The organism is Rhizobium leguminosarum bv. trifolii WSM2297 (genome assembly GCF_000271845.1).
In genome coordinates, this window is record NZ_JH719395.1 from 927,953 (window position 1) to 942,056 (window position 14,104).

Sequence of the window (14,104 nt, forward strand, 5' to 3'; positions counted from 1 at the left end):
AATAGGCCTCACTCATGATGAGCGGCTTCCGGCATGCGTGCACGGCCTGCAGGCGACATGAGCTGCCGGACGATCGCCACGATCTCGGCGGCGATTGCCTCCTCGCTCTGCATGGCGTTGATGACGTGACAGCGCTCCGGCTCGCGGGCGGCGATATCGAGAAAGGCTTCGCGCCGTTTCTCGTGGGTTTCAAGCCGCTCTTTCTCGAAGCGGTCGGGGGCCTCGGCGGCAGCGCGTTTCTGCGCCCGCTCCAGCCCGATCTTGGCGGGGATGTCGAGGATTACGGTGCAATCCGGCATCACGCCGTTGACGGCGATGCGCTGCAGCGTCTCGATGAAATCCGGCTCGAGATTGCCGGTGACGCCTTGGTACACGCGGGAGGAATCCATGAAGCGGTCGCAAAGCACGATCTTGCCGGCAGCCAGTGCGGGGCGGATCACCTCTTCGACATGGTCGTTGCGCGCCGCCGCAAACAGGATTGCTTCCATCCGCGTGCCGAAGGCTTCGGCAGCCCCCGACAGCAGCACATGGCGTACGGCCTCGGCACCCGGCGATCCGCCCGGTTCCCGCGTCACCAGCACATCGTGACCTTCGCCTTTCAGCGCCTCGGCGAGGCGGCGGATCTGCGTGGACTTGCCAGCGCCTTCCCCGCCTTCAAACGTAACGAACAATCCCGTACCGGATGACAATGACGATTTCCCGCATTCCGGGCGCCGCAGGCGCGCCCCATCTCTTCTATCTATCCGAAGATATCGGGGAGGAAAACCTTTCGCCACGGCGACATATTCACCTTTCCCGGCAAATTGCATGAGAAAGCCGGCATTCAGCCGGGTGCGGACTTGTCCCAGAGCCAGGAGAAGAATAGCGATTCGCCGAGTTCCAGCACGGCATCGACCGCCCGGCTGCTGAGCGATCCCTCGCCGACCGCCTGCACGGTATAAAGCGGCACTTCCCGGAGCAGCCGGGCCCCTGCGAAAATCCTCAGTGCGCCCGCCTGGGTATCCGGCTCTACCGGCGCCATCAGCGGCCAGTGATAGACGATGCGCGCCGACAGCCGGTCGGGATTGCTGATCGGAATATAGACGCTGACCGGCGCCTTGGCCACGAGATCGACGGTGCGCGCCGTGCCGCCATAGACGCTGGCGGCGCCGATCACTTCCTTGTCGGCGAAGATCTGCCGGTTCTCGAAGGCCGTCAGCCCCCATTCGAGCACCCGCTTGGCCTCTTCCGTCCGCTCCTTGTCGGAAGCGATGCCGGCAAGCGCCAGAAACAGCCGCCTGCCGTCGCGCTCAACCGACGCGACGATCGAATAGCCCTCGCCCTCGGTAAAGCCGGTTGCCAAGCCATCGGCGCCGAGATCGAGCCCGAGCAGCGGATTGCGGTTGCGCTGGAAGATCTTGTTCCACTCGAAATCCGGCTTCGCGAAATAGGGATAGAGGTTCGGATAGGACTGCTGCAGGGCGGTGGCCAGCGTCACCATTTCGCGCGCCGTCACCTTGCTCTTTCCATCGGGAAGGCCGGTGGAATTGCCGAACTCGGCCTTTTCCATGCCAAGCTCGCGGGCGCGCCGCGTCATCGACACGGCAAATTGCTGCTCGCTTCCGGCCATGCCTTCGGCGAGGATGATGCAGCTGTCATTGGCGCCCTGGATGGCGATGCCCTTGATCAGGTCCTCAACGCGCACCTTCGATTTGAGGCTGGCAAACATCGTTGCCGTCCTCGACGGCGCGCCGCCGGTTCTCCAGGCATATTCGGAAACGGGATATTCGGTATCGAAGGTAATCTGGCCCTTCGTCACCGCGTCGAAGACGAGATCCATCGTCATCAGCTTGGCGAGCGAAGCCGGCGAAAAAACCTGATCCTCGTTCTTGGCAAGAAGCACCGTGCCGGTATCGGCCTCAATCATATAGGCCTGCGCCGCCTTGGTGGCGAAACCGGCGGCACCGTTATCGGCCGCAACCGCTCCGGTGGTGAACGGCATCAGGCATGCCAGAGCAATTCCAGCAAAAGTGCGCAGCGGTTTTGCGTCCGGAATTGCGGCGAGGAAAAGAGATGGAGCAATTCCCGCAAAAGTGCGTAGCGGTTTTGCGTCCGGAATTGCGCGGAAACAAAGGGTTAGAGCGGTTCCGCGCTCCGATAGGAAGCTGAACTGGTCTAAAAGGCGAAGCACAGGCTTCAGCATCAGAGGTTTCCATCGATCGAGCGGCGTGTCGTCAGGAGGTTAGTGCGAGAGGAAATCCGATGCAATCGCCGCGCTCAGTGCGCGGCGAATTTGGCCTGACGCTTGGTCGAGGCAAGGATCGCGTCCTGCGTCAGCCCGTCATTGCGCACCATCACCGCGTCGAAGGCGAGATCGACGTTCACCGTCTTGACGTTCTCGTTCTGGTAACCGAGCGCCAGCGAGCCCAGCGGCCGTTCGTAGGGCATGGGACCGATCTCCGGCAGCACGACCATCTGGTCGAAGGCCTGCGGGGCACTGGTGGCGGACGATGCCGGCGGTGCCACCAAGACATGGGCACCGGGAGCCTGAGCGGGCGCCGCATTATAGCGTGCGCTCGGCGTCGAGCCGGCATAGGAGGTCGCCGACATCGGCACCGGCACATTGGCCGGCGTTTCGTAGTCTTCCGAACTTTGCAGCTGGTCGCGGGTCATCTTGCGGCTGGTGGAGGCGACCATCACGCCGGTTGCGATCTGGCCTTCCGGATTGACGCCGGGGATACGGCTGCCCCCCTTCGGCACGTAGGAGGCCATCAGATAGGGCATGTCGTGGCCGTCCATGCGGGCGCGGCCGACATATTGCACGCGCACCTTGCCGGTGCCGCTGTGCTGCAGATCCAGCATGTCGGCCGTCTTGTTCGAAAGGTCGATGATGCGGCCTTCGTGATAGGGGCCGCGATCGTTAACGCGCACGATAACGGAGGAACCGCTTTCGAGATTGGTGACGCGCGCATAGCTCGGCAGCGGGAAGGTCGGATGCGCCGCGGAAAGATGCATCTGGTCGTAGACTTCGCCGTTCGCCGTCAGGCGCCCATGAAAGGCCGAGCCATACCAGGAGGCGACGCCGACCTTGTTATAGGCGAAGTCTTCCTTCGGATAATACCACTTGCCCTTCACCTCGTAAGGATTGCCGACGATGTAGCGGCCGCCGCCCTTGGGAATATTGTTGCCGGTAGCGACCCTCGGGCTCGCCTTCACGCCATATTCGGATTCGGAGAAATATTCTTTGCCGTGGGCTTTCTTCTTCGGCACCGCCTGCGTCGTGCCGCACGCCGCAACCGTCGCACACATCGCCGATACCGCCAGCCACCGTGCTGTCGTTGCGAAAGACGCCGCCCCGTATCCCAATTTCATATGTCCCACGCCGCTCAAAGATCGTTATGGTTAAGGAACTTGCCCCATACCGGGCCAATACGCCTTATCCCCGCCCGCCTAACGAGGCTTTAATCTTGCGAAGTTCGTGGCAAATTTACGAACGATTTCGCAGCGATAGCGACAATTCTAATGATTATGGTTTATAAAACACTAACGCGGACCTTGCCGCCCTGTCCCCGCCGCTGCCGAAAGGAGGCTGAAATTCCCGTGCCGATGCGGGACACATGGTAAACATCCGGCCCCTTCAGAACGCTCGAAAAGCTCCATATTGGAACGCAGCCGGCGCGACTTCACGCGCCGGCTGGTGGGAACGAAATCTCTGCCACGGGCTTTGAAGTTTATGCCTTTTGGAGGATCACCATGAACGATGAAACCATGACGCAGCTCGACACGGTCAGCCAGCAATTGCATGCCAGATCTCGGACGCTTTCCCAGCAGGACAAAGACAATGACATCGCAATGCTGATGTCAGCGCTCGCCGTGACAATGGAGGCAGTTCGATCTCTCTGCGAGGATATGAACCAGCTCAACGGTCCGAAGGGCCTCGGATCTGACGGAGGCTAGATCTCTCCTATGCCAGGCGCAATTCAAAGGGAACTTTGCGCCGGCAAGGTGACCCGCGCCAAGCACTGACCTTTAGAAGCAGCAGTCCGTCCCCTACGCTGCCGGTGGGCGATACCGCACCGACTTTGCCTTTCCCAAGGCTTCGATCGTGTCCTCGACGCTGATAAGGACCGTGGTTTCCATGGAACTGACCGCCCCGCCGGCGCCGATAGCAATCGCGACAGCCGCCATCGATACATTATCGGGCGCCTCCCACAGATTCCAACCATCATGCTCGCCAAAGGCATACCAGAACCCATGGAGCTTGCCGCCCACCGATTCAATGTAACGACGGGCCGCCTCTCGGCGATCCTCGGGGTTTTCGATCATGCGCGCCCATGTGTCGGGCGTGTAGCTGAAGCGCGTGAGATGCATGGCCATGGCTTTTTCCTCCGCCAGAACAACACAGTAAACGCTCAAGCCGGCGAGAACGCCAGTCAATTCCAATGTGTCGAACAAGCAGAGATCTATGCGCCGGAATTGCAATCGGAGCAGATGCCGGCAAATGCTGTAGACAGCAAGTTGACGCTGCGATCAAAGCTGCTAAAAAGCCAGCCATCGAGTGATTGGGTTGCAAACCGGAAGCAATGGCCGGTTCGTAGAAATCAACGGAATGTGGATTTCTGAAGCCTTCTCAATCGGATGGAAGAGTGTCCGAGTGGTTTAAGGAACCGGTCTTGAAAACCGGCGTGCGGGAAACCGTACCGTGGGTTCGAATCCCACCTCTTCCGCCATGCCGCCTTGATTTCTTTGCGGAATTCGATCTGTCACGCGCCAGCACCCCTCAGCCCTCTAGTTGCTCAGCATTCTCCGCGAGAATCTTCACCAGATGTTCCTTCACGATCTGAACCCTCGGCGTCCGGCCGGCCTGATCGTGCACGAGAAGCCACAGATCGAGCGTCAGTCTGGGGAGGTCTTCGAGCACGGGCACCAGCCCGGTTCGGTGCGCGGCAAAACAGGGTAGAACCGCGATGCCGAGGCTGCTTTCAACGGCGGTCAACTGGGCGGTGAAGGAACTCAGCCGCATGGCCGGCTGCAGGTCGGGAAGAAGCTCGTCCAGCCACACCGACATCGAGAGATAACGTAGCTCCTCGCTCCAGCCGATTATCCGGTGGGATCGCAGATCGCGGTCGTTCGACGGCTGGCCAAGGGCTTCCAGATAATTCCGGTGGGCGTAGAGGCCGAATGCGACTTTGCCGACGCTGCGCATCCGGTAGCTGCCCCGCTCCGGCGGAACGATCCGGAGGACAATATCGGATTGCTGGGTCGCGAGCTGTACGGGCCGGACACTGGAACGGATGTCGAGCTGGATGCCGGGATAGTCCTGCATGAAGCCTGCAAGGCTGGGGAGCAGGATCTGTTGGCCGAGCAGTTCGGGCGCGTCCAACCGGACGATGCCCGAGAGGGTGTCGCTTCTATCCTTGGCTGACCGCTCGAAAGCCTTCAGGGAAGATTCGGCCTGTTCGGCCGGCATTTGCAGGTTCATGCCCGCCTCGGTCAGTTCATATCCGTCGAAATGGTGCCGGAACAACGACACGCCCAACGCCTGCTCCAGCGCGGTGATCCGGCGCGAGACCGTCGATGTGCTGACGCCCAATCGGCGTGACGCCGCGCTGAGCGATCGCGACTCAGCAACGGCCAGAAAGTATTTCAAGTCATTCCAGTCCATGCAGCTTTCCATTTTTGGAACGATGGTTGTCCAAATCGGCAATCGCCTATTGCGCGTGATTTGATATGATCTCGGCTGCAACGGCAAGGGAAATCACCGCAATAGCGGGGCTCCCAAGTCTTCGCGTTTCCAAATTTGGTATAGCCGATGTCTCAAGCGGCCCAACAAGCGTGAGGCTTGTCATTATGATCGTTCAAGCTTGTATCAACGGCGCGCGACCGAGCGATTTTCATCCGCGCATTCCCCTGACGATCGATGCCATGGTGCGCGATGCCAGCGCCTCGGTCGCCGCCGGCGCTGCGGAATTGCACGTTCATCCGCGTGCGGCCGATGGCAAGGAGAGCCTCGCCGCCGTCGACGATACAATTGGCGCGATCCGCCGTGTCTGTCCGGGAACGCTGATCGGCGTGTCCACCGGCGCCTGGATCGAAGGCGACCGGGAGCGGACGCGGGAAACCATCCGCCGCTGGCGCGTCCTGCCGGACTATGCCTCCGTGAACCTTTGCGAAGACGATGCGCCAGCTATCATGCAGTTGCTCCGGCAGATGGGCGTCGGCATCGAAGTCGGGATGGCATCCGTCGCCGATGCGGAACGCTACGTCAGCCTCGACGACCATGATCGGGTGTTTCGCGTGCTGATCGAGCTCGACAACGAGCAGGATCTACAGCGCGCCTGCGATATCAGCGACGGCATCGTCGAGGTGCTTGTGCGCAGCGGCGCCAATCGGCCGATGCTTCTGCACGGTTTCGACCAGACCGTCTGGCCCTTCGTCAGATTGGGGCGCGAGCGGCGCTATTCCACCCGCATCGGCCTTGAAGATGGCAAGCATCTCCCCGACGGCACGATTGCCAGCGGCAATGCCGCGCTGGTCGCAGCCGCCGTAGCGATCTTTAGCGGCCAGTCACGCTGACCTGATGTCGAATTTCTTTCTCCGCCGCCGGGTCAGCCTGATCCGGTCGACCTACCGCTCCATGAGGCAAGCATGACAACAAGAACAGACGCTTTCCGCTTTTCAGAATTCGGCGCACCGCACGTGCTGCGCCGGGAAACCATCGAGTTGGCCGCGCCGGCTGCCGGCGAGATTCAGATCAGGCACCTCGCTATCGGCGTGAACTATATCGACGTCTACCATCGCCAGGGTGTCTTCGCGGCTCAATTGCCTCTGCCGAGCGGGCTGGGCGTCGAAGGGATCGGTATCGTCACCGCGCTTGGCGACGGCGTCCGCAACTTCAATATCGGCGATCGCGTCGCCTATGTCGGCGGTCCGCCGAACGGCTACTCAACCTACCGAAACCTGCCCGCCGCCCGCGCCCTTTCGGTGCCGGATGCGCTCCACAGCGAGACGGTCGCCGCCCTGGTTTTCAAGGGGCTGACTGTCGAATACCTGATCCACCGCTGTGTGCCGGTGGCCAAAGATGACACTGTCCTTTTCCATGCTGCAGCAGGCGGTGTCGGCTCGATTGCCACCCAATGGCTGAAGCATCTCGGCGCCACCGTGATCGGCACGGTCGGCTCGGAGGAAAAGGCAGAGATTGCGCGGGCAAATGGCTGCGACCACACGATCGTCTATAGCAGGGAAGATTTCAGAGCCCGGGTTACCGAGATCACCGGCGGCAAGGGCGTGCGCGTCGTCTACGACTCCGTCGGCGCCGACACCTTCGCCAAGTCCCTGGATTGCCTGGCCCCGCGCGGCACGCTTGTCAGCTTCGGGGAAGCCTCCGGCCCGGTCGAGCCCCTGAATGTTGCGTCGCTCGGTGCAAAGGGATCGCTGTTCGTGACCCGTCCGTCCATCGCCCACTATACGGCCGATCGCAGCGAGTACGAGGCGGCAGCGAGGAACCTCTTCGCCGCCATCGAGGCGGGCATCGTCAAGGCGCCGAATGTATCGAAATACAAGCTCGGCGATGCCGCCAAAGCGCATGAAGATATGGAAGCCCGCCGAACACGCGGGTCGATCATCCTCATTCCATGAGGCCGCACCCGCTCACGAAAGCATCGAATATATCAGGACGCCGACAGAACCCCAGAAGATAACCGGCGTCAGTATCATTCCCGCAAAAAAGATCTTCGTCACCGCAAAACTCCGTAACTCGACTCATGCCGCAACAACCTATTGCGGTAGCGCGAGTTGGCTATAGGCCTGAAGTCCGGCATAGATCGGACCTTGGTCTCAGTCTCGGTTGCTGGAGACCATCGCGATCGGGCGACATGGCCAAGACGGGATCTGGCTGCGCGGCTGCGTTCGGGATCCCTGTAGCCGAACGGATTGAAAAAGCTCCTGTTGGTCGGATCGAGCCAGTCGCAGTGGTTGACTATCTTGTCTCGCCGTGATTTCCCCCTCTCGCAACACCAGGCGAGGACATCATGGCCGACATCATCGTAAAGGACAGCAACGGTAGCCAGCTTCACGACGGCGATTCCGTAACGCTGATCAAGGACCTCAAGGTCAAGGGAACGTCCGAGACGCTGAAGCGTGGAACGCTGGTCAAAGGCATTCGCCTGACCGACAATCCAGGCGAGATCGAGTGCAGCACCAAGCAGGTCAAGGGTCTGGTGTTGAAAACGGAATTCCTCAAGAAGGCATAGGATCGGCCTCGCCCGCCGCTTCCTGCTGCACTTCCTCGGTGATCACCTCGAAGCGAGAGAGCGTTGCAGGGCCGAAGGCCGTCGACATTGCGACGTCGGTAGCGTCGCGGCCGGTCCCCATCAGGATTCTGCCGATTCGCGGTGTGTTGTGGCGGGCATCGACCGTATGCCAGTGGCCGCCGAGAAAGACCTCGAACCAGGCGCTGAAATCCATCGGATTGGGATCAATCGGAACGCCGATATCGCCGAGATAGCCGGTGCAATATCGGGCTGGGATATTCATGCATCGGCAAAGCGCGATGGCGAGATGGGCAAAGTCGCGGCAGACGCCTGCCTTGTCGACGAAGCCGCCATGCGCGGTCCTGAGCAGGTCGGCCTTCAGGTAGTCGAAGGTGACGTGGTCATGGACGAAATCGCAGATCGCCTGGACGCGCGCCCAGCCGAGTGGCGTCGACGAGAAGGTTGCCCAGGCGAAATCGGCAAGCCTGTCGGTGTCGCAATAGCGGCTGCCGAGCAGGAAGACGAGCACATCGTCCGGCAGGTCGTTGATCGCATGCTGGATGGCATCTTCGGGAACGACGTCGGGTTGGCCGCTGTCGTAGATCTCGAATTCCGTGGAGATCGTTATCACGCCCGCCGGGGCAACGATCCGGCTGCAGGCATTGCCGAAACCGTCTGTATATTCCCAGGCCTCGATCGGCCGGTCGAATGCCAGGACTTGTTCGCTGAGAAGATCGGCGCGGCGGGAAGGATGAATGTTGAGAACGAGCAGCATTGGCGTCGGCTGAATGCATTCATAGCCCAGATGAAACCCGGCGCGTATCTTCATGGTGGCTTCCTCGCATTCGGCTTAAGTGGCGTGACTATGCAACGCTAATCGCGCTGCCCGGTTCCCGCAGCCGCGACCATTGCCGCGCCCGAACTCGGGACAATTCAAGCTTACCGAGTGGTGACGTTGACCTGCACCATCATGCTGTCGAAATCCGCCCCGTCGCCATCGTAGCTGCCGCTCAACGGGACCGCCTGGCGCGGATCGCGGGCAACGGCGACACGAATGAGGTCGCGGTTGCCGACGATCCCATTGGTCGGATCGAATTCCGCCCAGCCGGCGCCCGGAAGATAAATCTGGCACCATGCGTGAGTGGAGCCGCCGCCGAGCACGGTGGAGCCGTCCCGATCGGGAACGTAGACATAGCCCGTGACAAACCGCGCCGCGAGCCCGAGCACGCGTGCCGCTTCCATCATCAGAAGCGCGAAATCCCGGCAAGTGCCGGAGCGAAGCTGCAAGGTCTGCAGCGGCGTCTGCGTTCCGTGCTCCTGCCGTCGCGCATAGACGAAGCTTTCGCGAATGGCGTAACAGAGCGTCATCAGCAGATGCCCGGTCTCCGTCGGGCGTCCCTGGCGCACGAATTGGCGCGCCCAGCGTCCGACCTCGTCGTTGGGATCGGGATAATGGCGCTGCATCGCCGGCGTCAGATCGGCAATCTCGTCCTTGTCGTAGGAGAATGGATAGGTCAGGGCCTGGTCGTCCACTTTGAGGTCCAGGGCGACCTGGGGGGTATGATCGAGCGTGATCCATGTTTCGAAACGAAGTTCGGACGCCGGCCTCGAAATATCGACGAGCGCCACGCAATTGCCGAAAACATCGTGGATCCAGCGCACATGACTTTCCTCAGGATAGGTCGTCAACGACGCTTCGATCAGCCGCTGGTCGAAACTGTCGCGCGGCCGGAACATCAGCCGATGCTCGCCGAAATCGACCTCTCTGACGTAGCGATAGGACGTGATGTGGCGGACGGAGAATATCGTCATCGGCCGCCGTCCGGTAATCTGTTCACTGTGCCTGCTCCAAGGCGACGATGCCGCCTCTCCTCTGCGAAAGCGACCTGTCCGCTTCCCCACTCATCCCGATTTCTTGTCATATAAGCACGTTCGAAAGATTGCTATTCTCCATCAACCGATCGACGGCAGAGCCGTCCAACCTTAGAGGATAAAATGCATATCATCTGGGACGTTCTGACGCTTATGCTGACAATCGGCTCGCTCTATGGCGGTCGCGAATATCGAATTATCCGCGCCCGTGCCCGTGCCCAGAACTGGGGCAACTTCTGATTCAATTGCGATACTGGTCGCTTCGGCTCTCTGCCAGAGCGACGGCGTCGGGGATACGTCGAATGACGTAAAGCCACGCGCTTAAGCGAGTGCTTTATTACCCGAGACGGCGTCGATCCGTCCATTCTCCCTGTTACTGCAAGCCCGCCTCACCCCAGGCGGGCTTTTTTTGCCATCGTGCTGTGCGCGCCTTACTTCTTGGCGCCTGCGGAAAGCACCCGATGCGTGGCATTGTCCATGGCGTGGCTTGCCTCCTGTCCGTCCTTCTTCAGCCCGTATGCGGTATTGCCGCAGCCGGAAAGTGTGAGCAGGCAAATGCAGGCGACGGCGATTGCAGCTTTTGACATCAGGTGTTCCCCTCGGATCAGAATGGTTTCTGAATAAAATGATGCGCTTCGCGCCAAAATCAATCGTCGGGGCTGGCATGACGGCAAAGTTATCTTGAAGTTCGTCGGTCGCCCGAACAGCTTCATTTGCGCCCTAAAAGCCAATTGCACCTGCCATGGAATCGATCCTACCTATTTCCTAGGGTTCGAATGGCTGACGGCTTGGTATGATCCGGCGAAAAAATGCCGCGAAATAATCAATTGTACTCACCACAGGGCATTGCTTGGCGCGTACTTTCGATCGCAGCCTTTCAAGGCAAAAACCATATTTCGCCTAACGATACCCCGTTGCGTGGAGTATTAATTCTTTCGTATCGAAATATTACATGCCGTGCCATTTCGATATCTTAAGTTTTAATCAAAAACTACGCTTAACTATTTATTAGTAATAACCTTGCGTGGTGGCGGCTTAAGCTTATTCTTTCTCCAAAAGAGGGGAGAAAAGAATGTTTAGCAAAAGTCTGATCATGCCCTACAGCTTTGCGACGCTCGCCATATCGGGCCTGCTGTTCCAGCTGGCGGTTCATGCACTGGAGGTGCCGGTCACCCACTTGTACCCGTAAGCGCTTTAAATTCTGCCGGGAGTGGAATTTCTTTCCGTTTCATGCATTGTTTGGAGTCGGTTTACCAGGAGGGAGCTAACCATGGGAAGCGCAGGCGTGGGTTGGATTGCAGCCATCATTATCGGTGGCATCGCCGGATGGCTGGCGGAAAAGGCCATGAGCAGCAACATGGGCTTGCTCATGAACATATTGCTCGGCATCGTCGGCGCCATCGTCGCCAACTGGATCCTGGGTCTGTTGCACATTCAGCCGCTGGCCGGTTGGCTGGGTTATCTGATCACCGGCTTCGTCGGTGCGTGCATCCTGATTTTTGTCGGCCGCGCCATCCGTCGCTGATTGGCGCAGATGCGCAGACATAGTTGAAAGCCGGGCGCGCTTCGCGTCCGGCTTTTCTCTGTTCTGCAATGTCTTTCAGCGGCGGCTCAGCAGGCCGAAAACATAGGCGATGCCTGCGGTCACCGCGAGCGCCATGAGCGGCTCCTCGCGAACCTTGTCGCGCAGCTGCTCGGTCATCAGCGACGCCTCGTCGGTCACCGCCGATTTTGCCCCCTGCCCGAGCGCGACCACGCTTTCCGTCAGCCGGGAGAGATCGTTGCGAAGGGCTGCGACCTGCGCCGACAGGTCGTCTGCTGCCATATCAGCCTTGACGCGCGCAGCGGTGGATTCGGCGGAAGCGGTTTTCAATTCAGCCATGGTCTGCTCCTGTTGCATGGGATGCCGTTTCAACGAAATGACGGCCCGAAAGGTTCCGCCGCAGCCTATCTTTTGTTGGACGCAAAGCCACCACGGATAAGCGGCGAGCTTGTGCAGCTTTTCGCGCGACAAACCCTTCATTTCCTGTCGGGTTTGTTTTAAGGAACGTCGAATGTCCGCCCGCGCGCGGCTCAATGATACTGCGAGGTTTGCGTTTCTATGTTCCATATCCTGAGAAGAGCCGCTCAGACCTGGGTCGCCAAGCTGCTGATGCTTCTGCTGGTCGCGTCCTTCGGCATCTGGGGCGTCTCCCGGTCGCTGATTACGGGCGGCAACAGCACTACGGTCGTGACCGTCGGCGATCAGCATGTGGACGTCAACGAATTCCACCTCGCCTATCAGCGCCAAGTGGCAAGCCTCGGCCAGCAGTTCGGCACGCGCCTTACCCCGGAGCAGGCCCGCGCCTTCGGGGTCGAGCAGCAGGTGCTTGCCCAGCTCGTCGCCGGCGCCTCGCTCGACCAGCTCGCCGAAGACATGAACCTCGGCTTGTCCGAGGATCGCCTCGCCCAGCTGATCGCCGACGATCCGGCTTTCAAGGCCGTCAACGGCAAGTTCGACCGCGAACTCTTCGTCTCGCGCCTGCGCAATGCCAATATCCGCCAGGACGATTACATCAAGGAGCGCAGCAAGGTCGCCGTCCGCAGCCAGGTCGTCGATGCCATATCGAACGGTTTTTCCGCCCCGAAGACGCTGGTCGACGCTCTGAAGCTTTATGGCAATGAAAGCCGCAGCATCGATTATCTGCTGCTCACCAATGCCAATATCGAGCCGATCAAGGCGCCTGCCGACGACGTGCTGGCGACGTGGTTCGACGGCGTCAAGCAGCGCTACCAGGCGCCTGAGTACCGCAAGCTCGTCTACCTCTCGCTGCAGCCCGCCGATATCGCCGACGCCGCGACCGTCACCGACGACCAGATCCACGAAGCCTTCGACAAGAGCAAGGACACCTACCGCACGCCGGAAAGCCGCACCATCGAACAGCTGAGCTTTGCCAGCAAGGATCTTGCCGCCGCCGCTGAAACGGCACTGAAGAGCGGCACCAGCTTCGACCAGCTGGTCTCCGACCAGGGCAAGACGGCAAGCGACGTGCTGCTCGGCGAATTCACCAAGGACAAGGTACCCGACCAGGCCGTTGCCGATGCGGCCTTCGCAGTGTCGCGCGACGGCGGCACGACGCCTGTCGTCGATGGGTCCTTCGGCTCGGTCATCCTGCGCATCACCAACATCAAGCCGGAAACCACCAAGAATTTCGACGAGGTGAAAGAGGACATCCGCAAGCAGCTGGCACTGTCCAATGCCTCGCAGGAAGTGATCAACGTTCATGACCGCATCGAGGATCTGCGCGCCGGCGGCGCCACGCTCGAGGATATTGCCGGCCAGCTGAAGCTGAAGGCCGTTTCCGTCGACGCCGTCGATATGACCGGCGCCGACAAGGACGGCAAAGAGGTCAAGGATATTCCCGTCAAGCAGCAACTGCTCGGCGAAGCCTTCAAGACCGAGGTCGGCGTCGATGCGCCGCCGCTGCCGATCGGCAATGACGGCTATGTCTGGTTCAACGTCCGCGAAATTACCCCGACCCGCGAGCGCCCGGTCGCCGAGGTCCGCGAAAAGGCGGTTGAAGACTGGACGGCGGAGCAGCAAAAGGCCGAACTCGCCAAGAAGGCCGAGGCCTTGAAGGCCGAGGCAGCCAAGGGCACAGCACTTGCCGATATCGCAACGCCGCTCGGCATCGCTGTCGAAAGCAAGAGCGGCATCACCCGCTCCACCGATGATCCGGTGCTTGGCCGCGCCGGCGTCACTGCCGCCTTCTCCGGCCCCATCGATGCGGTCGCGAGTGCCGTCGGCGCAGATCCCTCGACGCAGATCCTGATGAAGGTCACCGAGGTTAACAGCGAGCCGACCAGCGACGCGCTGAACAACCGCGATGCCCAGATCACCGCCATGGCCAATGCCGCCGGCGACGATATTCTCGATCAGATGGTCAACCTGCTGCAGACGCAGTACGGCGCACAGATCAACCAGACGCTCGCCGAACAGGCGACGCTTCGCTAGGAGGTTT

At 60.5% G+C, this 14,104-nt stretch carries 15 protein-coding genes and 1 tRNA gene; 7 read left to right on the forward strand and 9 right to left on the reverse strand.

The features are described from left to right. Positions 1 to 8: 8 nt before the first annotated feature. The 3 genes from tmk to RLEG4DRAFT_RS19780 all read right to left on the reverse strand — a co-directional run bounded on the left by tmk (position 9) and on the right by RLEG4DRAFT_RS19780 (position 3,351). Positions 9 to 689 (reverse strand): dTMP kinase, encoded by a 681-nt coding sequence (gene tmk / locus RLEG4DRAFT_RS19770; protein ID WP_003579332.1) that lies wholly within the window; start codon positions 687 to 689, stop codon positions 9 to 11. 134 nt (positions 690 to 823) lie between these two features. Further along, positions 824 to 1,981 (reverse strand): D-alanyl-D-alanine carboxypeptidase family protein, encoded by a 1,158-nt coding sequence (locus tag RLEG4DRAFT_RS19775; protein WP_085061913.1) that lies wholly within the window; start codon positions 1,979 to 1,981, stop codon positions 824 to 826. Positions 1,982 to 2,256: 275 nt separating this feature from the next. Next, a complete protein-coding gene (locus tag RLEG4DRAFT_RS19780) occupies positions 2,257 to 3,351 on the reverse strand; it encodes a septal ring lytic transglycosylase RlpA family protein (RefSeq protein WP_003579336.1) in 1,095 nt (364 codons plus the stop codon). Positions 3,352 to 3,732: 381 nt separating this feature from the next. Here RLEG4DRAFT_RS19780 and RLEG4DRAFT_RS19785 point away from each other — a divergent pair, with 381 nt between their 5' ends. Then, positions 3,733 to 3,936: a hypothetical protein gene (locus RLEG4DRAFT_RS19785; RefSeq protein WP_003579338.1), complete on the forward strand. Its 204-nt coding sequence runs from the start codon at positions 3,733 to 3,735 to the stop codon at positions 3,934 to 3,936. Between the two features lie 93 nt (positions 3,937 to 4,029). On the opposite strand, the gene RLEG4DRAFT_RS19790 is transcribed toward RLEG4DRAFT_RS19785, so the two are convergent. Continuing rightward, a complete protein-coding gene (locus tag RLEG4DRAFT_RS19790) occupies positions 4,030 to 4,356 on the reverse strand; it encodes a GYD domain-containing protein (RefSeq protein WP_003579339.1) in 327 nt (108 codons plus the stop codon). Positions 4,357 to 4,619: 263 nt separating this feature from the next. On the opposite strand from RLEG4DRAFT_RS19790, the gene RLEG4DRAFT_RS19795 reads away from it, so the two are divergent. Continuing rightward, a tRNA-Ser gene (locus tag RLEG4DRAFT_RS19795) sits at positions 4,620 to 4,709 on the forward strand. A 50-nt stretch (positions 4,710 to 4,759) separates the two neighbouring features. Here the strand turns inward: RLEG4DRAFT_RS19795 and RLEG4DRAFT_RS19800 are convergent. After that, positions 4,760 to 5,644: a LysR family transcriptional regulator gene (locus RLEG4DRAFT_RS19800; RefSeq protein WP_003579342.1), complete on the reverse strand. Its 885-nt coding sequence runs from the start codon at positions 5,642 to 5,644 to the stop codon at positions 4,760 to 4,762. 185 nt (positions 5,645 to 5,829) lie between these two features. Here RLEG4DRAFT_RS19800 and RLEG4DRAFT_RS19805 point away from each other — a divergent pair, with 185 nt between their 5' ends. The 3 genes from RLEG4DRAFT_RS19805 (at position 5,830) to RLEG4DRAFT_RS19815 (ending at position 8,231) form a co-directional block, all read left to right on the forward strand. After that, complete coding sequence (locus RLEG4DRAFT_RS19805; RefSeq protein WP_003579343.1) at positions 5,830 to 6,555, forward strand: 3-keto-5-aminohexanoate cleavage protein; 726 nt, start codon at positions 5,830 to 5,832, stop codon at positions 6,553 to 6,555. Positions 6,556 to 6,627: 72 nt separating this feature from the next. Continuing rightward, complete coding sequence (locus tag RLEG4DRAFT_RS19810; protein ID WP_003579345.1) at positions 6,628 to 7,617, forward strand: quinone oxidoreductase family protein; 990 nt, start codon at positions 6,628 to 6,630, stop codon at positions 7,615 to 7,617. A 392-nt stretch (positions 7,618 to 8,009) separates the two neighbouring features. Further along, on the forward strand, positions 8,010 to 8,231 hold the full coding sequence (locus tag RLEG4DRAFT_RS19815; RefSeq protein WP_003579347.1) for an alkylphosphonate utilization protein: 222 nt from the start codon (positions 8,010 to 8,012) through the stop codon (positions 8,229 to 8,231). Here the strand turns inward: RLEG4DRAFT_RS19815 and RLEG4DRAFT_RS19820 are convergent. The 3 genes from RLEG4DRAFT_RS19820 to RLEG4DRAFT_RS19830 all read right to left on the reverse strand — a co-directional run bounded on the left by RLEG4DRAFT_RS19820 (position 8,218) and on the right by RLEG4DRAFT_RS19830 (position 10,690). Then, on the reverse strand, positions 8,218 to 9,060 hold the full coding sequence (locus RLEG4DRAFT_RS19820; RefSeq protein ID WP_003579349.1) for a transglutaminase-like domain-containing protein: 843 nt from the start codon (positions 9,058 to 9,060) through the stop codon (positions 8,218 to 8,220). The two genes, RLEG4DRAFT_RS19815 and RLEG4DRAFT_RS19820, sit on opposite strands and share 14 nt — an antisense overlap. Before the next feature lie 110 nt (positions 9,061 to 9,170). After that, on the reverse strand, positions 9,171 to 10,043 hold the full coding sequence (locus tag RLEG4DRAFT_RS19825) for a transglutaminase family protein (RefSeq protein ID WP_003579351.1): 873 nt from the start codon (positions 10,041 to 10,043) through the stop codon (positions 9,171 to 9,173). 491 nt (positions 10,044 to 10,534) lie between these two features. After that, the gene (locus tag RLEG4DRAFT_RS19830; RefSeq protein ID WP_003573054.1) at positions 10,535 to 10,690 is read right to left on the reverse strand and encodes a hypothetical protein; all 156 of its coding nucleotides are present in this window, start codon (positions 10,688 to 10,690) and stop codon (positions 10,535 to 10,537) included. Positions 10,691 to 11,373: 683 nt separating this feature from the next. Here RLEG4DRAFT_RS19830 and RLEG4DRAFT_RS19835 point away from each other — a divergent pair. After that, entirely contained in the window at positions 11,374 to 11,628 is a 255-nt protein-coding gene (locus RLEG4DRAFT_RS19835; RefSeq protein ID WP_003579354.1) for a GlsB/YeaQ/YmgE family stress response membrane protein, read from the forward strand. A gap of 75 nt (positions 11,629 to 11,703) precedes the next feature. Here RLEG4DRAFT_RS19835 and RLEG4DRAFT_RS19840 read toward each other — a convergent pair whose 3' ends face one another. Beyond that, complete coding sequence (locus tag RLEG4DRAFT_RS19840; RefSeq protein WP_003573046.1) at positions 11,704 to 11,985, reverse strand: hypothetical protein; 282 nt, start codon at positions 11,983 to 11,985, stop codon at positions 11,704 to 11,706. Positions 11,986 to 12,204: 219 nt separating this feature from the next. Here RLEG4DRAFT_RS19840 and RLEG4DRAFT_RS19845 point away from each other — a divergent pair, with 219 nt between their 5' ends. Next, entirely contained in the window at positions 12,205 to 14,097 is a 1,893-nt protein-coding gene (locus RLEG4DRAFT_RS19845) for a peptidylprolyl isomerase (RefSeq protein WP_003579356.1), read from the forward strand. Positions 14,098 to 14,104: the final 7 nt, after the last annotated feature.